Below are 21501 nucleotides of genomic sequence, written 5' to 3'. Positions count from 1 at the left end.
CCATGTCCGACATCCTGCGCAAGATCGAGGCTTACAAGCGCGACGAGATCGCGGCGGCCAAGGCGCGCGTGCCGCTCGCCGAGATCAAGGCACGGGCGACGGATGCCGACGCGCCGCGCGGCTTTCTTTCCGCCCTTGAAGCAAAGCGCAAATCCGGCAGGTTCGCGCTGATTGCCGAAATCAAGAAGGCTAGCCCATCCAAAGGCCTGATCCGCGCCGATTTCGATCCGCCGACGCTGGCCAGGGCCTATGCGAAGGGCGGTGCCGCCTGCCTTTCGGTGCTGACCGACGCACCCTCCTTCCAAGGCGCGCCCGAATTCCTCACCACTGCGCGCGCTGCCGTCGAGCTGCCTGCATTGCGCAAGGATTTCCTGTTTGACCCCTATCAGGTCTACGAGGCCAGGGCATGGGGCGCCGATGCCATCCTGATCATCATGGCCAGCGTCGACGACGCGTTGGCAAGAGAACTCGAAGCGACAGCGTTCGGGCTCGGCATGGACGCGCTGGTCGAAGTGCATGACGAGGCTGAAATGGAACGCGCGCTGCAGCTGTCGTCGCGGCTGATCGGAATCAACAACCGCAATCTCCGGACCTTCGAAGCCAGCCTACAGACCTCGGAGCGGCTGGTAGCGATGGTGCCGGCCGACCGCCATCTGGTCAGCGAGAGCGGTATCTTTTCGCGCGACGATTGCCGTCGGCTGGAGCAGAGCGGCATTGCGACTTTCCTGGTCGGCGAGAGCCTGATGCGCCAGCAGGACGTGGCCGCGGCAACGCGCCTGCTGTTGACGGGCAAGGCGCCGGCAGAGGTCGTTTGAGGATGGCGGCCGCCCTCACCCATCTTGGCGCGCAGGGCGAAGCCAACATGGTCGATGTCGGCGACAAGGCTGAGACGGTGCGCACGGCAGTCGCAGAAGGTTTTGTCGCGATGCGGCCCGAGACGCTGGACATGATCCTCGCCGGCGACGCCAAGAAGGGCGACGTGCTGGGCACCGCGCGCATTGCCGGCATCATGGCGGCCAAGAAGACGCATGAACTGATCCCGCTTTGCCATCCGCTGCTGCTGACCAGGATATCTGTCGATATCGAGGCGGACGCCGCGCTGCCCGGCCTGAAGGTGACAGCATTGACCCGCGTCACCGGCAAGACCGGCGTTGAGATGGAGGCTCTGAGTGCCGTCTCGGTCGCTTGCCTGACCATCTACGACATGGCCAAGGCGGTCGACCGCGCCATGGTCATCTCCGGCATCAGGCTGGTTGAAAAGACCGGCGGCAAATCCGGCGACTACAAGATCACCGGAGACGGGGCCACCGAGGCAGGCCGATAATGGCGCTGGTCCCAGTTGCCGAGGCGCTCGAGCGCCTGCTGGACGGCGCAGCAGCGCTGCCGGACGAACGCGTCGCACTGCTGGATGCCGCCGACCGCGTGCTGGCGGAGCCGGTTGTGGCGCTCCGCACCCAGCCGCCGTTCAACGCCTCCGCCATGGACGGCTATGCCGTGCGGGCGGCCGATATCGCGTCCGTACCGGCAAAGCTTTCGGTGGTCGGCATGGCGCCGGCCGGACGCGGCTTTGCCGGAACGGTGCAGCAGCGGCAGGCCGTGCGCATCTTTACTGGCGCGCCGCTTCCCGAAGGCGCCGACACTATCGTCATCCAGGAGAACGTCCGCGATCTCGGTGGCGGCAGCGTCGAAGTGACGGAACCGACGGTGCAGGGGCGCAACATCCGCCGCCTCGGGCTCGATTTCGCCAAGAGCGATGTCCTGCTGCCCAAAGGCCGCCTGCTCGACCCGGCGGCCTTGTCGCTGGCGGCATCGGCCAATCACCCCGAGGTGCGCGTGGTCAAACGGCCGCTGGTCGCCATCATCGCCACCGGCGACGAATTGCTGCCGCCGGGCAGCGATCTTGGCCCCGACCAGATCATCTCCTCTAACGCCTATGGTGTCGCCGCTGCCGCACAGTCGGTCGGTGCGCGCGCGCTCGACCTTGGCATCGCGCCGGACCGCAGGGAGGCGATCGCTGCGCTGGTTGAAAAGGCCGTGAAGGCTGGCGCGAACGTCATCGTCACGCTGGGCGGTGCCTCGGTCGGTGACCACGACTTCGTTCATGACGTACTGACCGGGCAAGGCATGACGCTCGATTTCTGGAAGATCGCCATGCGGCCGGGCAAGCCGCTGATGTTCGGGCGGCTGGGAGACATTCGCTGCATCGGCCTGCCCGGCAATCCGGTGGCAAGCCTGGTCTGCACTCAGCTCTTCCTGAAGCCGCTGCTGGCGCGGCTCGGCGGCCGCGCCTTTCAGCAGGATATACGTCGGGCACGGCTCGGTGCCGCCATGCCGGCCAACGATCTCAGGCAAGATTATGTGCGGGCTGTTGTCATAGATGACGCCGGTACGCTCGTGGCGACGCCGTTCGGCATCCAGGACTCCTCGATGCTGAAAATGCTGGCCGATGCCGACGGGCTGATCGTTCGCACGCCGTTCGCTCCTGCCGCGGCGGCGGGCTCCCCCTGCGACGTGCTGATGCTACGCTGAACCTGCCTCACTCCGAAATCAAGGTCCGGGTCAGCGGATGGTCTGGATCGGCCAAACCGTCGATGATGTTGAAATGATGCCGGTCAGGTTCGACCACCGAGCTGGTCGCGGAACCCAGGCCGATCCAGATGTTGGCCAGCAACGCGCTCTGACGCAGGAATTCGGCGCGCTCGCCGCCGCCGGCCCAGCAGGTCAGGCGGGCCTTGTCCATCGGGCGCAGCAGCACCGGACTTTCGGCCTGCGCCTCGGCCTCATCGATCGCCAGCGTCTCATTCATGCCGGTGCGCATGATCGGGCGCAAATCGTGCACCCCCGAGATCGACACCACATGACGAACGCGCCGGACGACTTCGGGCGCCAGCGGCGTCGTCGCCGTAACCATCCGGCTAACAAGATGGCCGCCGGCCGAGTGCCCGGTCAGCATCAGCGGCCCTGCAACGATCGCCGCCGCCTTGCCGATCGCCGCGCCGACTTCCTTGACGATGCCGCCGATGCGTATCTGCGGACAGAGCGTGTAGGACGGCATCGCCACCGCATAGCCGCGATCAACAGGGCCAGCGGCAAGATGCGACCAGAAATTCTTGTCGAATTCCATCCAGTAGCCGCCATGAACGAACACCACGAGTCCCTTAGGCTTGATGGCCGGCAGGAAAAGATCGAGCCGGTTGCATGGGTTGTCGCCATAGGCCATGTCGAGCCGCGCCCTGCCCTCGGTCGAAAGCACGTCGCGGAAAACCCGCGCGGGCTCGATCCAGGCCGCCGGCCAGCGATCGCTGCCGGCTATGTTGGCGCCGTTGGCATAGGCGTTGTCCCAATCGGCAATGTGACGTTCGAACACCCTGCGCCCTCCCTGGCAATATGGCCTTGCAACGTAGCCGTGAGCATCGCGCGGCGCGCGTCGTCGCCAGCCTCACGATTCCAGCTCTCGCATCAATCTCAAGTGACAGCTGCTTTGATGGCGAAGCGCGCATCCCTCCACGCACCGGTGCGCAGGATGTCCTCAAGCACTTTGACGGCCTGCCAGACATCGGCATAGCCAACATAGAGCGGGGTGAAGCCGAAGCGCATGGTCGATGGCGCGCGAAAATCGCCGATCACGCCACGTTCGATCAGCGCGCGCATGACCTGGTAGCCATGCTCATGCATGAATGAAATCTGGCTGCCGCGTTTTTCCCCATCGCGCGTGCTTTCGAGCGTGAGCCCGTAAGTGCCGCACTTTGCCTCGACAAGCTCGATGAACAGATCCGCCAGCGCGATGCTCTTCTTGCGCACCGCCGTCATGTCGACATCGTTCCAGATGTCGAGCGCGCCCTTCAGCGTGCGCATCGACAGCACCGGCTGGGTGCCGCACAGAAACCGGCGGATGCCGGTGCCGGCCGCATAGCCTGGCTCGAAGGCGAAGGGCCGTGCATGGCCCCACCAGCCGGTGAGCGGCTGCTGGATGTCGGAAAGATGCCGCTCAGCCGCATAGATGAAGGCAGGCGCGCCCGGGCCGCCATTCAGATATTTGTAGGTGCAGCCAACGGCAAAATCGGCGTTTGCCTTGTCGAGCTCGACTGGCATCGCGCCGGCGGTGTGGCAGAGATCCCAGACGATCATCGCCCCGGCTTCCTGAGCCCTGCGCGTCAGCGCCGGCATGTCGCGCAGTTCGCCCGACTTGTAGTTGACGTGGTTGACCAGCACCACGGCGGTGCGTTCGTCGATCAGCTCTTCGATGCTCGGCGCGTCGACCCCCGAGAGGCGCAGCAGCGTATCTTTTCGCGTCGAAACCACACCCTCAGCCATGTAGAGGTCCGTCGGAAAACTATCGCCCTCGGCGACGATGACCTGCCGCTCCGGTCGCATGGCCATGGCGGCGTGCAGCAGCTTGTAGATGTTGACCGATGTCGTGTCGCAGACCACCGTCTGGCCGGCCGCGGCACCGATCAGGCGCCCGAGCTGGTCGCCAAGTTCAAGCGGCATGTTGAACCAGCCGGCCGTGTTCCATGCGCGGATGAGATCATGCGACCATTCTTCGGTCGCGGCCTTGCGCAGTTCATCGAAAGCGGCACGTGAAGCAGCTCCTAGCGAATTGCCGTCGAGATAGACCACTCCTTGCGGCAATACAAAGCGGTCGCGCATCGCGCGCAGCGGATCCGCGGCATCCATCGCCTTTATGGCCACGAGATCGGGAATTCCTGTCATGATTTGTCTGCTCCCCCAAGATCCAACGCAACGCCCGACACGCGTCGACTGTTCTTCCATTCCCTGGTTGCGCGCAGCAAGGCTCCACCGGCGAGAAGCAGCCTGACCAGGCGGTGGAAACCGGGGACTTAACCCGAGGTTGGCGTTTTGAGTTCGTTTCGTTCACGGTGCATCGACCAAACCGCACAGTCGATAGGGGTTCACTTCCGTGCCCTTTGCCGACCGACGGCCGATGTCAATGTGGCCTCCGGGAAGCCAGAAGGGCGCAAACGAAAGCAGAATCAAGGCGATGAGGCTCGCGGCGGTGAAAATACGGTACCCCGGTAGGGACGTCGTTTGTTTCCCGAGCCTTAACGCATTCATTAAACTTTAAACAGTTGCGGAACACAACTGGAACAGATAGTGTTTGTTCTGGGTTTGTTTTTCTGATTCTGTTGGGGGTCGCTATGCTGACACGCAAACAACACGAACTGCTTATGTTCATCCACGAAAGGTTGAAGGAAAGCGGTATCCCGCCTTCCTTCGACGAGATGAAGGAAGCGCTCGACCTGGCTTCCAAATCCGGAATCCACCGGCTGATTACGGCGCTGGAGGAGCGCGGCTTCATTCGCCGTTTGCCCAACCGGGCCCGTGCGCTGGAGGTGCTGCGCCTGCCTGACTCGATCGCCCCCGGCCTCAATGCGGCACGCAAGTTCTCGCCGAGTGTCATCCAGGGCAGTCTTGGGCAAGGCGGTCCTCGGCAAGGCAAGCCGACATCGTCGCGCGTGCCCGCAGCCGGAAATGACGACGATGTCGTCGCCGCCGTTTCGATCCCGGTGATGGGCCGCATCGCCGCCGGTGTGCCGATCGACGCCATCCAGCACCAGACGCATTCGATTTCGGTGCCGCCGGATATGATCATGGGCGGCGAGCATTATGCGCTCGAGGTCAAAGGCGATTCGATGATCGAGGCCGGCATTTTCGACGGCGACACGGTGATCATCCGCAATGCCGATACGGCGAGCCCCGGTGAGATCGTGGTGGCACTGGTCGACGAGGAGGAAGCGACGCTGAAGCGGTTCCGCCGCAAGGGCGCCTCGATCGCCCTGGAAGCCGCCAATCCGGCCTACGAGACGCGCATCTTCGGACCAGACAGGGTCAAGGTGCAGGGCAAGCTCGTCGGACTGATCCGCCGCTACTGAGCCCCGCCCTTGGCGCCGGCTTTGGGGTTGTCGGCCCTGCGGTATGGTGGCAGGCCCCGTGCCGCGCGTGAAAATTTCCGCTGCACGTGCCAGGGCCGGTATGATTTTTCGACCGCGAAACGGATTTCGGCGCGCGTTGCCGCTTGTGGATCGAAGTAGACGGCGGCACTTCCCGCGCGCGCCAGTTGCCGTTTGGTGACGACGAGGACCAGCCGGTCGTAGTAGCAGGGGTTATGCGCGGTGGCGTCGTCGATGACGATCAAGCTGGCAAAGGCGCAGGCTGGCCGCGCAGTATCGCGGTCCTTGGCTTGCGCGATGATCGCGCCGGATGGATGCCTGGCAAGGCAGAGGCCGTCCGTGCAAATGAACGGCATGCCCGGCGGTAGGTCGGCCGGATCGGCAATGTCGAATTGCGGGTCGTTCTTTGCAGGTGTTTCCGGCGCGACGATAGTCTCTGATGTGAGCGCGCGTTTCCAGTTGTCGATGGTGAACTCATTCGGGCGTGCCCGGTTGACCGCGAGTTCACCGCTGCCGATCGGCAGCGCGACCAGCCGTGCGTCCTCCGAGACCAATACGTCGGGTATGCGTGTCTGCGTTGTCGTCAGCAAGCCGGCGAGCGCAAAAGGAAGTGCCGCCAGCCGCAACCAGGTCGTCGCCATGCTGGCAATGACGAGGGCGATCGTCACCAGAAGGACGGATCTCAGCGAAATCAGCCCGACCGCATCGATCGGCGAGCGCTCCGAGATCCACCCGGACAGGGCGATCATCGCCGTCAGCCCCTTGCCCATGACATAGAGGAAAGGGCCATCCGCACCGAACGGCATCGCCAGCGCGCTGAGAACGGCGAAGGGCATGACGACCAGTGAGACGATGGGCATGATGGCCAGATTGGCGAACAGGCTGAGCGGCGCCACGCGCTGGAAATGCCATATGGCGAAAAGCGCCGTGGCGCTCCCTGCAATGATCGAGGTCATCGCCAGACCGCACATGCCCAGCAGGACCTTTCGAGTGGCAAAGCGTAGCGGCGACAGCCGCGGCGGCGGCATGGTGGCCCTGCCGGCGCGGTAATCGGACCAGCCTGCATAGGCGCCGACAAGGGCCGCCGTCGCGGCGAAGGACATCTGGAAACTCGGACCGACCACCTCGTGCGGCGACACCAGGATGACCGCGATGGCCGAGATCGCCAGGTTGCGCATGGTGAGCGCGGCCCGGTCGAACAGCACGGCGATAAGCATCACCGCCAGCATGATGAAGCTGCGTTCGGCCGCCACGACAATGCCGGAAAAGACGAGGTAGGCCGCAATCGAAAAAAGCGCGGCGGCCGCGGCATATTTCTTGACCGGCCGTCGCGATGAGAAATCGGGAAACAGCGCAAAGGCACCCCGCAGCAGCGCCATGATGGTGCCGGCGACCAACGCCATATGTAGCCCCGAGATGGAGATGATGTGGTAGATGCCGGTGCGCCGCATCGCTTCGTTGATCTCCTCGGGAATGCCGGCGCGCACGCCGACGATCAGCGCAGCAGCAATCTCGCCCTCGGCACCGCCGATGCGGCTGCGGATATGGTCGGCGATGGATTCGCGCGCGTCTTCGATCGCGGAAGAAAGCTGCGCGCCAAGCGGCATGCTGCCCGACGACACGACTTTCGGATTGCCGAGAAAAAAGCCGCTGCCGCCGATACCGGCGAAATAGCTGTCGAAGGAGAAATCATAGCTGTCGGGCCGCACCGGGCCGGTCGGCGGCAGCAGCCGCACATAGCCGGTGATCTCGGAACCGGCGGTCAGCTCAGCCGGTATCTTCATCGCCGAAACGCGGACCCGTTCCGGCATGTAGCGCAGTGTCGGCCTGGCCGTTGAGATCACATCGATTGTCAGCCTGATGCGGCCGCTTGCCATGGGCTCGTACGATACGACGCGACCCGTCAGCCGCGTCGAGATTTCGGAGCCGAGCATATGCATTCCGACACGCCATGTCTCGAACTTGGCGGCAAGTACGCCAAGCGCGCAGAGCAGCGCCACCATGAAGCACAGGCGCGTCCTGGGCCATGACCGCGAGACGACGGCACAAAGGGCCGCGAGGAGCGCGATTGCGATCGGCTGTGGAAAGGCCGGCTCCACCGACAGCCCGAAATATACGACCACCCCGCATGCGAGGAACACCGGCACCAGCAGGAAGGCAATGCCGCGGTCAAGTTCCAGGCCGGCTGCCGTGGTTACGCTGTTGCGGATACGGGACGGTGACGGGAGGCGGAAACGCCTGGGCAGGCGTACGATGGGCTCGCCCGCGGGCACGAGAACCGCTGCTCGGTCGCTGGCCGGCAGCGACGGAGCATCGAAGCGCGGAGCAGGTAGCAATGCCGGTGCCGGCAGGACAGGCGGGGGAGCGGCAAACAGCAAGCGTTCGCTGACGCCGCTGCCAACGTCCTCGCCCTCGCCCGTACCACGGCCTCGCACAGCCATCGGGTCTGCCCCTTGCGCCCTCGACCTCCTATGCTACATGAACGCGCAACGCGCGAAAGTCCGCAAACCCACTTCCTTCGCCCGCCTGAGAGTTCCATGCCCGATAAGGTCGTCACCCGTTTTGCCCCCTCGCCCACCGGCTACCTGCACATCGGCGGCGCGCGGACGGCGCTGTTCAACTGGCTGTATGCCAAGCACACAGGCGGCACGATGCTGCTGCGCATCGAGGACACCGACCGCGAGCGCTCCACCGATGCGGCAAGCGCGGCCATTCTCGACGGGCTTTCCTGGCTTGGCCTGACATGGGACGGCGAGCCGGTGTCGCAGTTCGAGCGTGCGCCGCGCCATCGCGAGGTGGCCGAGGAGCTCGTTCGTATGGGCAAGGCCTATTATTGTTATGCGACGCCTGCCGAGCTAGAGGCAATGCGCGAGAGCGCACGGGCCAAGGGGCTGCCTCCCCGCTATGATGGACGCTGGCGCGACCGCGACCCGTCGGAGGCGCCGCCCGGCGCCAAGGGGGCGATCCGCATCAAGGCGCCGACAGACGGCGAGACGGTGGTGCATGACCGCGTCCAGGGCGACGTGCGCTTTCCCAACAAGGATCTCGACGATTTCATTATTCTGCGCTCGGACGGCAATCCCACCTACATGCATGCCGTCGTCGTCGACGATCACGACATGGGCATCACCCACATCATCCGCGGCGACGATCATTTGACCAACGCCGCACGCCAGACCGTAATCTATCAGGCCATGGGCTGGAAGGTGCCGTCGATGTCGCATATCCCGCTGATCCACGGTGCCGACGGCGCCAAGCTGTCGAAGCGGCACGGTGCGCTTGGCGTCGAAGCCTATCGCGCCATGGGCTACCTGCCGGAGGCGCTGCTCAACTATCTTGCGAGGCTTGGCTGGAGCCACGGCGACGATGAGATCATGTCGATCGCCGACATGATTGCATGGTTCGACATTGGCGATGTCAACAAGGGCGCCGCCCGTTTCGACTTCGCCAAGCTCGAGGCGCTTAACGGCGTGCATATGCGCCGGATGAACGACGCGGCGCTGCTCGACATCTTCATCGCCACTCTGCCCTATCTTGAAGGCGGCCCGGCAATCGCCGCGCGCCTCGACGACAGACGCAGGGCGCAACTGCTTGCCGCTTTGCCGGGCCTGAAGGAGCGCGCCAAGACGCTGGTCGAACTTGTTGAAGGGGCTGCATTCCTTTTCGTCGAGCGGCCGCTGCCGGTCGACGAGAAGGCGGCGGCGCTGCTCAGCGGTGAGGCGCGCGCGATCCTGCGGGGCGCTCATGCGGCACTAGCCACGGTTTCGGAGTGGTCTGCCGCCTCAGCCGAAGCCGCGATCCGCGACTATGCGCAGGCCGCCAGCCATAAACTCGGCGCCGTGGCCCAACCTTTGCGCGCCGCGCTCACCGGCAAAAGTACCTCGCCAGGTGTCTTTGATGTGCTTGCCGTGCTTGGCCGCGAGGAAAGCCTGGCGCGGATCGCTGATCAAATCGATTAGCAAACTGGCCCAAGAAGATTGGCATTGAAAGGTGTGTTTCGCAGTGCAACATTGGGTCTTGGCCTAATCTGCCGCGCAGATTCAATTGCGGGCGCAAATGTGCGTATTCCGATGCTTTTGACGTGTTGGGTTCAGATATTTTGCCTTTGCCGGCCTGAGGAAACAAAAAGGAGTTTGCTATGACCGAACCTGCGACAAAAATGGAATTTGGCGGCAAAACCCAGGCATCGACGGCCAAGCTGGAACTCGGCGGCAAAACCCATGAATTCAAGATACGAAGTGGTTCGGTAGGACCTGACGTCATCGACATCGGTTCGCTCTACAACACCGCCGGCGTCTTTACCTACGATCCCGGTTTTACGTCGACGGCGAGCTGCGAATCGGAAATCACCTTCATCGATGGCGATGCCGGCATTCTTTTGCACCGCGGCTACCCGATCGACCAATTGGCCGAGCACGGCGACTTCCTCGAAGTCTGCTATCTCTTGCTCTATGGTGAACTCCCGACCAAGGCGCAGAAGGACGATTTCGACTACCGGGTGACGCGCCACACCATGGTGCATGAGCAGATGTCGCGCTTTTTCACCGGCTTCCGCCGTGATGCGCATCCGATGGCGGTGATGTGCGGCGTGGTCGGCGCGCTGTCGGCCTTCTATCACGATTCCACCGATATCTCGGACCCCTATCAACGCATGGTCGCGTCAATGCGGCTGATCGCCAAGATGCCGACGATCGCGGCGATGGCCTATAAATACCACATCGGCCAGCCATTCATTTACCCGAAGAACGAGCTGAATTTCGCAGCCAATTTCCTGCATATGTGCTTCGCCGTGCCTTGCGAGGAATACAAGATCAATCCGGTGCTGGCCCGCGCGATGGAGCGCATCTTCATCCTGCACGCCGATCACGAACAGAACGCCTCGACTTCGACCGTCCGCCTGGCCGGCTCGTCGGGCGCCAATCCTTTTGCCTGTATCGCTGCCGGCATCGCCTGCCTGTGGGGTCCCGCACATGGCGGCGCCAACGAGGCAGCCCTGAACATGCTGGGCGAGATCGGTCATGTCGATCACATCCCGGAATTCATTGCGCGCGCCAAGGATAAGAACGATCCGTTCCGATTGATGGGATTTGGCCACCGCGTTTACAAGAATTACGATCCGCGCGCCAAGATCATGCAGAAGACCGCGCACGAGGTCCTGGGCGAGCTCGGCATCAAGGACGATCCACTGCTCGACATCGCCATGGAGCTGGAAAGGATCGCACTGACCGATTCCTATTTCATCGAGAAGAAGCTCTATCCGAACGTCGATTTCTATTCCGGCATCACGCTGAAGGCGCTGGGCTTTCCCACCACCATGTTCACCGTGCTGTTCGCGGTCGCCCGCACCGTCGGCTGGATCGCGCAGTGGAAGGAGATGATCGAGGACCCGCACCAGAAGATCGGTCGCCCGCGCCAGCTCTATACCGGCGCGCCGGAACGGGACTACGTGCCAATCGCGAAGCGGTGAAGGTGGTGAATGGTGAATGGTGAATGGTGAATGGTGAATGGGAGTAGCGAAGCGTCGCTCCCTGTCCATAGAAACCACTATTCACAATTCACTATTCACAATTCACTCACTTCCTCCCCATCCCCATCACCACACCCGCGGCAATCTCGCCTGACGGCTTGGCGGTTGCCATACGCCCGGCAATGTCGGCAAAACCGTGCTTCTGCCAGGTGCGGTAGGCGGTATCGGAGAACAGCGCTTCCAACTGCCGCGCCAGATAATGCGGCCGCACATATTGATTGTAGTGTTCCGGCACAACGGGCCGGTCGGCAATGAGATTGGGCAAGGCTGCGCTCCATACTTTGATCAGCGGCTGCGCCATGCGCATGACCGGATCGAGCCGGTAGCAGGAGATCATCGGCACACTCGCCAGTGCCAGTTCCAGCGATACTGTCCCCGATGCGATCAGCGCCGCATCGGCCTTGCCGAAGGCCTGCCATTTGCGTTCGGCATCGAGTATGATCTCCGGCTTCTCGTCCCAGCTCGCGACCGAGGTCCTGACCAGATCGGCGACGTGCGGCACCGTCGGCAACAGCAGGCGCAAGCGGTGCCCGCGCGCCCGCAGGATCGACACCGTCTCGCCGAACGGCCCGACCATGCGTCGCACCTCACCACGACGCGAACCAGGCAGTACAAGCAACGTTTTGACGTGATCTGCGGACAGGTCACGCGGCTGCGCCTGCGCCCTGGCGGCACTGATTATGCCCGGATCGTGTGCAAGGCGATGCCCCACATAGGTGCCGGGCGGCCCGCCCAGGCGAGCGAGTTCCTTCACCTCGAACGGCAGGATGCAAAGAATGTGATCGACATATGGCTTCATCGCTGCCGCCCTGCCCGGCCGCCAAGCCCACACGCTCGGGCAGACATAGTGGACGATCGGGATAGTCGGATCGGCGGCACGCACCTTCTTGGCGACGCGCAGCGAGAAATCCGGACTGTCGATGGTGATAAGGCAATCGGGCTTTTCACCGGCAATCGCGTTTGCCGTCTGGCCGATCCGCCGCATCAGGCGCGGCAGGTCGTGCAGGATGGCGCTAAGCCCCATCAGTGCGATCTCGCTGCCGTCGAACAATGGCGCCAGGCCGAGCGCCTGCAAATGGCGGCCGCCGATGCCGACAAGCCGAACTTCGCGCCCGGTCATGCGCTTGAGCGCCTGCACAAGGTCGGCGCCAAGCAGGTCGCCGGACTCCTCGCCGGCGACGACGGCTATCTTCAACGGCCGCTCATTCGCCATGCGCCGGCTCCGCAGCAGGCAGGCCGATTACGAACAGGCCGAGCGCATTGGCACGTCCGATGGTGGCGGGACCTTCGAGCACTAGCGAGCGACCGGCTTCGACGGCAATGCCGGCCAGTCCGGCGGCATGCGCCGCCTCGACGGTCAGCGGGCCGATGGAGGGCAGATCGGCACGCAGTTCCTGACCGGGCTTGGCGCATTTGACCAGAACACCGCGGCTCCCGCCGGCCAGCCTGCCGTGCCCGCGCAACTCCCTTGTCCGCTCGAGCAGCCCGTCGGTGCCTTCGACGCCTTCCAACGCAATGGCGCGGCCGCCGACCGCAACAGCCGCTTGGCCGATATCCAGCGCGCCGATGGCTTTTGCCGCCGCGTGCGCCGCCTCGATGTCGCGCCAGTCGGATTTGCGTGGCGCCGCCTTGGTCAGCAGGCCTTCGGCGGCGACCAGCTCCGGCACGATCTCGTGAGCGCCGACGACCTTGATGCCGCTGCGCTCGATCCTGCGCACGAACAGTTTCAGCACCGTATCGTCCCCCCGCGTTACACCGACGAAGAGGCTGGGTAGCCACGCGAGCAGGCCCAAATTGAGGCGCATGGCGCTCAGCCTGGGGCGTCGCGTGATATGACCCGCGGTTACGAGATGCGTAACGTGATGCCGCTTAAGGATCGGCAGCAGCGAGCCGACGTCTTCCAGCCTCAAGGTTGCCTGCTCATAGGGCTCGAAATCGGCTATGCGATCGACCTCGCCGGCCGCCATCACGACGAAGGGCAATTTGCCTTGCCGGGCGAGCGCTCGGGCAATTTCGACCGGGAGACTGCCGCCGCCGGCGATGATGCCGACCTTGGCATCTGGCGCGAGATCAAGGCCCTTTCCGGCAGCCTCAATTTTCGTCATCTGCCCTCAGTCTTCATCATCGGTATCGTCGCCGTCGCTACCCTTGAGCGACGGCACGGCGTAGTGCCGCTTGCCGCGACCGGCGATGAAGTCGACGATCTTCATGGCAATCGGTGACGAGGCGAATTCCGCCTTGGCGAATTCGATGTTTTCGCCGACAGTCCGGGAGCGATCGAAGATCGTCTTGTAGGCTTTGCGCAGCAAGTGGATCTCCGAACGCGGCAGGCCGGCGCGCTTCAGGCCAATGATGTTGAGGCCGCGAAGGCTGGCACGGTTGCCAACGGCGATGGCGTAAGGAATGACGTCGCCGACGATCGCCGAGCAACCGCCGAGAAAGGCGTTATCGCCGATGCGGACAAACTGATGAACCGCGGTAAGGCCGCCGATGTAGACATTGTCACCGACTTCGCAATGCCCGCCTAACGTCGCTTGATTGGCGAAGGTGGCGTTCTTGCCGACCACGCAGTCATGGGCAATATGGGCATAGGCAAGGAAATTGCCGTTGTCGCCGATCGTCGTCTCGCCGCGGCTGGAATCGGTGCCGACATGCATGGTGACACCTTCGCGGATCGTGCAGTTCTCGCCGATCACCAGCGTGGTACGGCCGCCCTTGTGCTTGGTGTTCTGCGGCGGCCCGCCCAGTATCGCCATCGGATAGACCTTGGTCGATGCACCGATGGTGGTCGCGCCAATCACCGAGACATGGCTGACCAGTTCGACGCGGTCGCCGATCACGGCGTCGGGGCCGACGTGACAGAAGGGCCCGATGCGGGCGCCTTCGCCGATTTGGGCGCCTGCCTCGATGACCGACGATGGATGGATGACTGTCTGGATTTTCATTAGCATTCGTTTGTCAGCCGCTTGCGACCATCATCGCCGAGATCTCGGCTTCCGCCGCCTTGGCGCCATCGACGAGGGCCTCGCAAGCGAATTTGAGAAGATTGCCGCGTTTCTTGATTTTCTTCACATGAATTTTCAGCTGGTCGCCTGGAACGACCGGCTTGCGGAACTTGGCATTGTCGATGGTCAGGAAATAAACCAGCGACGGCTTTTCCGTACCAAGGCTGCGGATGCAGATGGCGCCGGCCGTCTGCGCCATCGCCTCGATGATCAGCACGCCGGGCATGACCGGCTGGTCGGGGAAATGACCTTGGAAATGCGGCTCGTTTATGGTGACGTTCTTGATGCCGATGGCGGATTCGTCGCCATCTATGTCGACAATACGGTCGATCATCAAGAACGGATAGCGGTGCGGCAGGAGCTTCATCAGCCGCATTATGTCAACCGCTTCGAGCGTCGCCGCTGCGATGTCAGCCATTTCCCCCCTCACCCTGTTTGCGCGTCCGTGCAAGTCTGCGCAAGGCCGCTATCTCGCGCATGGCTTCCGCCATCGGCTGCGCCGGATATCCTCCCCAAATCTCACCGGCAGGCACATTGCTCATAAACCCGCTTCTTGCCGCAAGCTTGGCCCCGGACCCGATGGTCAAATGATCCGCAAGGCCGACACCGCCACCCATGGTGACGTTGTCGCCTACCGTCACGGAACCGGAAATACCCGAAAGCCCGGCTATTATGCAATTGCGGCCGATGCGAACGTTGTGCGCGATCTGCACCAGATTGTCGATCTTGGTGCCCTGGCCGATGATCGTGTCGGACATGGCGCCGCGATCGACGGTCGTATTCGACCCGATCTCGACGTCGTCCTGGATGATGACGCGGCCGATCTGCGGAACCCGCTCCGGACCCTTGGCGCCGGCCACGAAACCGAAGCCATCCTGGCCGATCCTGGCACCGCCATGGATGATGACGCGATTGCCAATCAACGCATATTGCACGCTGGCACCTGGACCGACATAGCCGTCGCGGCCAATCTGCGAAGACGGACCGATGACCGCATGCGGGGCAATGACGGTCCCGCTGCCGATGGCAGCGCGAGGTCCGATGATCGCACCCGCTTCGATGATCGCGCCAGCCTCGACATGGGCGGTCGCATCGATATGGGCGTGCGGCGAGATACCGGTTTCGCCGGTCATCGGTCCAGGCGTTGCAGCCGCCGGAAAAAGCAGACGCCCGACCATTGCGAAGGCCTGCTGCGGGCGCGGATGCACCAGCACCGCGATGCCCGCCGGCGCCTTGCCGGCAAATTCGGCAGGGCAGAGAACCGCCGCCGCCCGCAGTGACTGCATCAGGGCGAAATTGCGCCTGCCATCGACGAAGACAAGGGCGTTCTCGCCGCCTTCGTTGGCGGGCGCCAGAGCCTCGATCGATACGTCGGAGAGACCGGAATCAACAAGCGTCGAGCCGGTCAGATTCGCGACTTCGCCGGCCGTATACCGGCGTGAGGGCGCGAAGAACACCGGATCGGTCATTCCAGAAGCAATATCCAGCTAGCGCATGACCCCGAAAATCGGAAATCGACCCTCGGAAAGGATCATGCGCAAATCAAAGTGCTACAACGTCCTTTGCGCGTCCGATAGGACGCGCTGCGCTGTAGTGTCGGATCACTGCCATCCGGACCCAAACGAGCCGGAAGCATCATTGCCCGCACATCAGAAGCGGGTCGATATGCCGAAGTTGAATTCCTGCACGTCGTCGGTCTTTTCCTTCTTGACCGGGATCGCATAGTCAATGCGGATCGGGCCGAAAGGCGATGCCCACATCAAACCGACACCGACGGAAGCGCGCCATTCCATGCCGGTTGTCGAAGAATTGACAAGGCCACTTGCGATTTTGCTGCCGTAGAGCGTTGCCGCATCGGCGAACACAGCGCCACGCAAACCGAAGCTTTCGGGGATGACCGGCAGCGGGAACTGCGCTTCCGCCGAGGCATTGAAGTAGGTGGTGCCGCCGAGATGGTCATTGCTGTTGTCCGAAGCAACCGGGCCGATGCCGCCATATTCGAAACCGCGGATCATACGGTCGCTGCTCTGGAAATGGTCGAAGACGCGCAGATCGCCGTTGCCATAGCCTTGGACATGGCCGGCGCCGCCCGAAATGAGGCCCACCAGGTCCAATTGTTCGGACAGCGTCTGATAAATGCTGCCGCGCGCCGTGACCTTGATGAACTTGGCGTCGCCGCCGAGGCCGGCCACTTCCGTGCCGACATTGGCATAAATACCGTCATGCGGGTTCTTCATGTCGTCGATGGTATTGTAGATCAGGCCGAGACTGACCGAAGACTTGAGCCATGGGCTCTCGTTAACGCCGTTTTGGATCGCCTGGGACACGTCGCAACCGGCCGCTGGGTCGCAGCCCTCATCGAACTCGTACTTCTCTTGCGCAATATTATAAGCGAGTTGCGTCGAGATATTGTCTGTGATCGGCAGGCCGAAGCGAACGGTCGCGCCTGTCGTGTCGCTGTCGTAATGGTCGTAGTTTCGGCTCTGCTTGTAGATGTCGAAGCCGGCCGCGATGCGGCGGCCGAGGAAATAGGGTTCGGTGAAAGAGAAGCTGTAGTCGCGCGAGTTCTTGCCACCGCCCGCCGCCACCTTGATGAATTGGCCGCGACCGAGGAAGTTGCGCTCACTGATGGAGCCTTCGACGGACGGACCTGACGTTTCACCGCCGCTCGAATAACCGGCGCCGACCGTGAACTCACCGGTCGATTTCTCGACCACATCCACCACCAGCACAACCTGGTCCGGCTCAGAACCCGGAACGGTGGAAATTTCGACTTTTTCAAAATAATCGAGTGCTTCCAGCCGCCTCTTCGCGCGCTGGATGAGGACCTGATTGAAAGCGTCGCCTTCGCTGACATCGAACTCGCGGCGAATGACGTAGTCGCGCGTCCGATCGTTGCCGCGAATCTCGATGCGCTCGATATAGGCCTTGGTACCCTGGTCGACCGTATAGACGACCGAGATCGTGTGGTTCTCGAAGTTGCGGTCGCCGCGCGGCGTCACCTGGGCGAAGGCATAGCCGGATCCAGCGACCTTTTCGGTCAAGGCGATGATCGTGTCCTCGACGTTCTTGGCGTTGTAGACATCGCCCTTGTGGGTCTCGACCACCGATTCAAGCGACTTGGCGTCGACCTCGGGGATCGTGCTTTCGACGCTGACATCCCCGAACGTATAACGCTCGCCCTCCTGCACCGTGATGGTGACGGTGTATTTGTTGGTTGTGTCGTCGAGTTCGCCGACAGCCGAGACGACCTGGAAGTCGGCATAGCCGTGATTATAATAGAAGCGGCGCAGCAGCTCCTGGTCGGCGCGCAGCTTGTCCTCGTCATAAACATCGTCGCGCAGCACGAACGACAGGAAGGACGAGCGCTTGGTGGAGATGATGTCCGACAGCCGGCGGCTCGAATAGGCGCTGTTGCCGACGAAATTGATCGCGGCAATCTGGGTGCGGCCGCCTTCGTTGATGTTGAAGACCACGTTTACCCGGTTGTCGCCGAGATCCATGATCTGGGTGGTCACGGCGGCATCGTCGCGGCCGATACGCCGGTATGCGGCCTTGACCGCCTCGACATCGGCATCGAGTTGCTGTTGCGAGAAGGTGCCGCGCGGCTTCAATTGCACCGCGGCCTCAAGCGCGTTGTCCTTGAGCTTCTTGTTGCCCTGGAACAGCACCTGGTTGACGACTTGGTATTCCGACACCTTGATGACCAGCGTCGATCCGACCTGGTTGATCTGCACATCCGAAAACAGCCCGGTGCCAAACAGCGCCTTGACCGCATCGTCGATATCCGAACTGGAAAACGCCTTGCCGGGCTTGATCGTCACGTAATTGCGGATGGTGTCCGCGTCGACACGCTGATTGCCGGTGACTTCGACTCTGGAGACGACAGCCGCCTCGGCGGCCGATGTGGCAACGAACTGCACTGCGAGCGCGCCTGGTACAACCAGAGCGGCGGACATAGCCACCGCGGACGCGGCGCTCAGAAACTTGGATGCTGCCTTCATCGGGCTTTTGTACCTTTTCTCGAAGTCCCCACGGCGAGAAAACCGGACGTGCGGTAATTTCCCCTACCGTATTAACCGGATTTTCCCTACACGCAAGGCTTCTGGTTAATTTGTATTTACTTAACCCTGCGGCGTGGCTTTCGCGTCACGCATATCCCCACGCATGGTAAACGGCGTCTCAACATTGCTCGTGCCGAAGCCAAATTCCTTCATGATTTCAGCACCCAAACAGATCGTTCCAGAAAACAAAGCCCATGAACCCGAGCACCAATATGAGTCCGCTTCGGTAAGCCATTTCCATCATGCGTTCGGACACCGGCCGCCGGATGACAGCCTCCACGCCGTAGAACAGAAGATGCCCTCCGTCGAGGGGGGGAATCGGCAAAAGGTTGAGAATCCCTATCCCGACTGACAGGAATGCAACAAGCTGCACGAGCCATTCAAAGCCGAGCTTTGCCGCCTGACCCGACATCTTGGCGATCTTGATGGGCCCGCCCAGCTGGCACTTGTCCTCGCGACCGACAACGAAACGTTGCAGGAACTGGCCGGTACGCTGGATGACGTGTCCGGTTTCCTGGACCGCTGCCCCGACCGCCCCGGCCGGACTATAGGTGATCAGCCGCGGCTGGCCGAGTTCCTTGTTGTTGACGACGCCGATCACGGCCACCTGGACCTTGTTGCCCAGTGCGTCTTGTTGTTCCATCAAGCGCGGCGTCGCCGTGACGGTGATTTCCTTGCCGCCGCGTAGCATGACGAAGGTGATGCTGTCGCCGGCGCGGCCAGAGACCAGACGCTGGACGTCGGCAAAGGTCTCGACCTTGCTGCCGTCGACGCTGACGAATCGGTCGCCGGGCATGATGCCGGCCGCGGCGGCCGGACTGCCGACGGTGACCTCAGCCACCATCGGCTCCAGCACGGGCCGGCCATGGACGGAAAACAGCACGGCAAAGACGGCGATCGTCAGCAGGAAGTTGAACAGCGGCCCCGCCACGACGGTCGCCGCGCGCTTCCAGATCGGCTGCGTGTGGAAGGCCACCTTGCGTTCTTCGTCGCTCAGTGCCTCGATCTCCTCCGAGCTGGGCTGGCTCGACGTCGCGTTCATGTCGCCGACGAACTTGACGTAGCCGCCGAGCGGTATGGCGCAAAGCTTCCAGCGCGTGCCGCGGCTATCGTTGAAGCCGATGATCTCTGGGCCGAAACCGATGGAAAAGGCTTTTGCGCCGATACCGCACCAACGCCCGACGAGGTAATGGCCCATTTCGTGGACAAAAACGACCACGGTCAGCACGAACAGGAAAGGCACCAGCGTGCCGAGGACAAAGCCCTCTGTGCTGAAAACCGCGTGAAAAATCTCGTTCAATTCATGCCCTCAAATTCATCCACGGCACAGATCACGCCGCGACTGTGACATCAATCCAGGCGAATCCATGACGCAGCCCCGCGTCGGCCCACCGACGATGCCGTTCAAACCGGAAACAGCCCCTGTGCCGGATGGTCGGCGGTCGCGGAAATCCAGCCGATGACGTATAGGGCGAAAGCCGCCGCGACAAGCCCATCTACCCGATCCATGATGCCGCCATGGCCGGGTATCAGCGTGCCGGAATCTTTACGGCCGTGGCGTCGCTTGACCCATGATTCGAACAGGTCGCCGGCCTGCGCGACAATCGAAAGCACCAGTGCGACCACGCCAAGCACGACGAGGTTGCCCGTTCCGGCTACGGCGGCCAGAAGCAGCCCGGCCACTACGCCGCCGACCAACCCACCGAGCGCCCCGCTCCGCGTCTTGCCCGGCGAGATCGACGGCGCCAGCCTTGGACCACCGATGGAGCGGCCGACGAAATAGGCAAAGATATCGGTCGCCCAAACCACGGCGAATAGGAACAGAATGGCCAGCAGCCCTGAATGGTCGCCGTCACGCAAGAAGGCCAGCGACAAGCCGGACACGGCCGCATAGGCAAGGCCGGATGCTTCCCACGGTCCTGCCCTGCGCATGGAAGAAGCGACGGCAGTGACAGCAACCAGAGCCGCGACGAGCGGCAGCAGCAAAGACGCAGGCAGGCCGGCGACGAGGGCACCAATAAAGACCACGATCAGCGCCTCGGGCAGAAAGCCGAGACCTGCCGTAGCACCAGCACCTGCCGGGGCAACGGGGCGGCTCATCCGCGTCCACTCGTAGAAGATCACCGCCGCCATGGCGGCGCAAAGCAACCGGAAGGACAGTCCGCCGAGCCAGGTCAGGGCAAGCGTGACGATGGCAAGCACGACGGCCGAAATGACCCGGAGTTGGAGGTTGCTCATTCCTCAGCCTGAGGCGACATCTTGGGCGGCAAGTCCGCCGAAGCGGCGCTCACGGCCGGCGAAATCGCGCAGTGCATCGGACAGGTGCTCGCGACTGAAGTCGGGCCAGTAGCAAGGCAGGAAAACGAGTTCGCTATAGGCGGCCTGCCATAACAGGAAGTTGGACAGCCGAAGCTCGCCGCTGGTGCGGATGACCAGTTCCGGGTCCGGAATGCCCTCTGTATCGAGCGAGCTGGCAAAGGAATCGGCCGTGATCGCCTCGCTCTCGATCTCACCGCGCGCCACCGCCGCTGCGAGCTTGCGCGCGGTGCGCACGATCTCGTCGCGCCCGCCGTAATTGAAGGCAATGACCAGTGTCAGCGCCTCGTTGCCGAGAGTGAGCGTTTCGGCTTCCTCGAGCAGCCCCCTTATGTCGGGCTGCAGCCCTGCCCTGTCACCGATGACCCTGATCCGCACCCCACTCTGGTGCAGCTCGGCGAGGTCACGTCGGATGAAAAGCTTCAGCAGGCCCATGAGGTCGCTGACTTCGGATTTCGGCCGTGACCAGTTTTCCGACGAAAAAGCGTAGACGGTCAGGAAGGAGATGCCGAGGCCGGGGGCGGCGCGCACTGTCTTGCGCAGCGCCTCGACGCCGGCGCGGTGACCGGCCAGCCGCGGCAAGCCGCGCGCCTTGGCCCAGCGTCCGTTTCCGTCCATGATGATCGCGACATGCGCGGGCGTTGCCATATTCTCGCTTCCGGGCCAGGCGTGGCCAG

Annotated in this window: 18 protein-coding genes; 6 read left to right on the top strand and 12 right to left on the bottom strand. The window is 62.9% G+C overall.

Annotated elements, in window-relative coordinates; genetic code table 11:
- Nucleotides 1–2: 2 nt before the first annotated feature.
- Genes trpC through NKJ55_RS04420 form a run of 3 tightly spaced genes read left to right on the top strand, consistent with a single transcriptional unit; the run spans nt 3 to nt 2529 of the window.
- A complete protein-coding gene (trpC, locus tag NKJ55_RS04430; RefSeq protein WP_352448834.1) occupies nt 3–815 on the top strand; it encodes an indole-3-glycerol phosphate synthase TrpC in 813 nt (270 codons plus the stop codon).
- Between the two features lie 2 nt (nt 816–817).
- Complete coding sequence (gene moaC / locus NKJ55_RS04425; RefSeq protein ID WP_352448833.1) at nt 818–1324, top strand: cyclic pyranopterin monophosphate synthase MoaC; 507 nt, start codon at nt 818–820, stop codon at nt 1322–1324.
- Nucleotides 1324–2529: a molybdopterin molybdotransferase MoeA gene (locus NKJ55_RS04420; protein ID WP_352448832.1), complete on the top strand. Its 1206-nt coding sequence runs from the start codon at nt 1324–1326 to the stop codon at nt 2527–2529. The genes moaC and NKJ55_RS04420 overlap by 1 nt, the downstream gene beginning before the upstream one ends.
- A gap of 7 nt (nt 2530–2536) precedes the next feature.
- Here NKJ55_RS04420 and NKJ55_RS04415 read toward each other — a convergent pair whose 3' ends face one another.
- Both NKJ55_RS04415 and kynU read right to left on the bottom strand, forming a co-directional pair.
- On the bottom strand, nt 2537–3367 hold the full coding sequence (locus NKJ55_RS04415) for a hormone-sensitive lipase (protein ID WP_352448831.1): 831 nt from the start codon (nt 3365–3367) through the stop codon (nt 2537–2539).
- A gap of 98 nt (nt 3368–3465) precedes the next feature.
- Nucleotides 3466–4713 carry a kynureninase gene (gene kynU, locus NKJ55_RS04410; protein ID WP_352448830.1) on the bottom strand — a complete coding sequence of 416 codons (1248 nt, stop codon included), beginning with the start codon at nt 4711–4713 and terminating at the stop codon, nt 3466–3468.
- Between the two features lie 446 nt (nt 4714–5159).
- Between kynU and lexA the strand changes: the two genes are divergently transcribed.
- Nucleotides 5160–5894, top strand: coding sequence for a transcriptional repressor LexA (lexA, locus tag NKJ55_RS04405; RefSeq protein ID WP_352448829.1), 735 nt, complete (start codon nt 5160–5162; stop codon nt 5892–5894).
- On the opposite strand, the gene NKJ55_RS04400 is transcribed toward lexA, so the two are convergent.
- Nucleotides 5888–8353: a ComEC/Rec2 family competence protein gene (locus tag NKJ55_RS04400; RefSeq protein WP_352448828.1), complete on the bottom strand. Its 2466-nt coding sequence runs from the start codon at nt 8351–8353 to the stop codon at nt 5888–5890. The genes lexA and NKJ55_RS04400 overlap by 7 nt on opposite strands.
- A 96-nt stretch (nt 8354–8449) precedes the next feature.
- Here NKJ55_RS04400 and gltX point away from each other — a divergent pair, with 96 nt between their 5' ends.
- Both gltX and gltA read left to right on the top strand, forming a co-directional pair.
- A complete protein-coding gene (gene gltX / locus NKJ55_RS04395) occupies nt 8450–9871 on the top strand; it encodes a glutamate--tRNA ligase (RefSeq protein ID WP_352448827.1) in 1422 nt (473 codons plus the stop codon).
- A 179-nt stretch (nt 9872–10050) separates the two neighbouring features.
- Complete coding sequence (gene gltA, locus NKJ55_RS04390; protein ID WP_023674946.1) at nt 10051–11379, top strand: citrate synthase; 1329 nt, start codon at nt 10051–10053, stop codon at nt 11377–11379.
- Nucleotides 11380–11485: 106 nt separating this feature from the next.
- Here gltA and lpxB read toward each other — a convergent pair whose 3' ends face one another.
- From lpxB to NKJ55_RS04345, 9 genes are all read right to left on the bottom strand, one after another.
- On the bottom strand, nt 11486–12652 hold the full coding sequence (gene lpxB, locus NKJ55_RS04385; protein WP_352448826.1) for a lipid-A-disaccharide synthase: 1167 nt from the start codon (nt 12650–12652) through the stop codon (nt 11486–11488).
- Entirely contained in the window at nt 12642–13544 is a 903-nt protein-coding gene (locus tag NKJ55_RS04380; protein WP_352448825.1) for an LpxI family protein, read from the bottom strand. Before NKJ55_RS04380 ends, lpxB begins: the two co-directional genes overlap by 11 nt.
- 6 nt (nt 13545–13550) lie before the next feature.
- Complete coding sequence (gene lpxA, locus NKJ55_RS04375; protein WP_352448824.1) at nt 13551–14384, bottom strand: acyl-ACP--UDP-N-acetylglucosamine O-acyltransferase; 834 nt, start codon at nt 14382–14384, stop codon at nt 13551–13553.
- 13 nt (nt 14385–14397) lie between these two features.
- Nucleotides 14398–14862: a 3-hydroxyacyl-ACP dehydratase FabZ gene (fabZ, locus tag NKJ55_RS04370; RefSeq protein WP_023674942.1), complete on the bottom strand. Its 465-nt coding sequence runs from the start codon at nt 14860–14862 to the stop codon at nt 14398–14400.
- Complete coding sequence (gene lpxD, locus NKJ55_RS04365) at nt 14855–15913, bottom strand: UDP-3-O-(3-hydroxymyristoyl)glucosamine N-acyltransferase (protein ID WP_352448823.1); 1059 nt, start codon at nt 15911–15913, stop codon at nt 14855–14857. The genes fabZ and lpxD overlap by 8 nt, the downstream gene beginning before the upstream one ends.
- Before the next feature lie 180 nt (nt 15914–16093).
- The gene (bamA, locus tag NKJ55_RS04360) at nt 16094–18448 is read right to left on the bottom strand and encodes an outer membrane protein assembly factor BamA (RefSeq protein WP_352448822.1); all 2355 of its coding nucleotides are present in this window, start codon (nt 18446–18448) and stop codon (nt 16094–16096) included.
- A 217-nt stretch (nt 18449–18665) separates the two neighbouring features.
- Nucleotides 18666–19808, bottom strand: coding sequence for an RIP metalloprotease RseP (gene rseP / locus NKJ55_RS04355; RefSeq protein ID WP_352448821.1), 1143 nt, complete (start codon nt 19806–19808; stop codon nt 18666–18668).
- Nucleotides 19809–19912: 104 nt separating this feature from the next.
- A complete protein-coding gene (locus NKJ55_RS04350; RefSeq protein WP_352448820.1) occupies nt 19913–20746 on the bottom strand; it encodes a phosphatidate cytidylyltransferase in 834 nt (277 codons plus the stop codon).
- Between the two features lie 3 nt (nt 20747–20749).
- Nucleotides 20750–21472, bottom strand: a complete 723-nt coding sequence (locus NKJ55_RS04345; RefSeq protein WP_352448819.1) for an isoprenyl transferase — start codon at nt 21470–21472, stop codon at nt 20750–20752.
- Nucleotides 21473–21501: the final 29 nt, after the last annotated feature.

Source organism: Mesorhizobium sp. M0106 (assembly GCF_040322715.1).
Lineage (GTDB): Bacteria > Pseudomonadota > Alphaproteobacteria > Rhizobiales > Rhizobiaceae > Mesorhizobium.
Note: the sequence above shows the minus strand (reverse complement) of the source record. Positions and strands in the feature narration are given on the sequence as shown.

Bases quoted from the DNA above. Each gene is read 5' to 3' on its own strand.
- trpC (WP_352448834.1), top strand. From the start codon at position 3: ATGTCCGACATCCTGCGCAAGATCGAGGCTTACAAGCGCGACGAGATC.
- moaC (WP_352448833.1), top strand. From the start codon at position 818: ATGGCGGCCGCCCTCACCCATCTTGGCGCGCAGGGCGAAGCCAACATG.
- NKJ55_RS04420 (WP_352448832.1), top strand. From the start codon at position 1,324: ATGGCGCTGGTCCCAGTTGCCGAGGCGCTCGAGCGCCTGCTGGACGGC.
- kynU (WP_352448830.1), bottom strand. From the start codon at position 4,713: ATGACAGGAATTCCCGATCTCGTGGCCATAAAGGCGATGGATGCCGCG.
- lexA (WP_352448829.1), top strand. From the start codon at position 5,160: ATGCTGACACGCAAACAACACGAACTGCTTATGTTCATCCACGAAAGG.
- NKJ55_RS04400 (WP_352448828.1), bottom strand. From the start codon at position 8,353: ATGGCTGTGCGAGGCCGTGGTACGGGCGAGGGCGAGGACGTTGGCAGC.
- gltX (WP_352448827.1), top strand. From the start codon at position 8,450: ATGCCCGATAAGGTCGTCACCCGTTTTGCCCCCTCGCCCACCGGCTAC.
- gltA (WP_023674946.1), top strand. From the start codon at position 10,051: ATGACCGAACCTGCGACAAAAATGGAATTTGGCGGCAAAACCCAGGCA.
- lpxB (WP_352448826.1), bottom strand. From the start codon at position 12,652: ATGGCGAATGAGCGGCCGTTGAAGATAGCCGTCGTCGCCGGCGAGGAG.
- NKJ55_RS04380 (WP_352448825.1), bottom strand. From the start codon at position 13,544: ATGACGAAAATTGAGGCTGCCGGAAAGGGCCTTGATCTCGCGCCAGAT.
- lpxA (WP_352448824.1), bottom strand. From the start codon at position 14,384: ATGAAAATCCAGACAGTCATCCATCCATCGTCGGTCATCGAGGCAGGC.
- fabZ (WP_023674942.1), bottom strand. From the start codon at position 14,862: ATGGCTGACATCGCAGCGGCGACGCTCGAAGCGGTTGACATAATGCGG.
- lpxD (WP_352448823.1), bottom strand. From the start codon at position 15,913: ATGACCGATCCGGTGTTCTTCGCGCCCTCACGCCGGTATACGGCCGGC.
- bamA (WP_352448822.1), bottom strand. From the start codon at position 18,448: ATGAAGGCAGCATCCAAGTTTCTGAGCGCCGCGTCCGCGGTGGCTATG.
- NKJ55_RS04350 (WP_352448820.1), bottom strand. From the start codon at position 20,746: ATGAGCAACCTCCAACTCCGGGTCATTTCGGCCGTCGTGCTTGCCATC.
- NKJ55_RS04345 (WP_352448819.1), bottom strand. From the start codon at position 21,472: ATGGCAACGCCCGCGCATGTCGCGATCATCATGGACGGAAACGGACGC.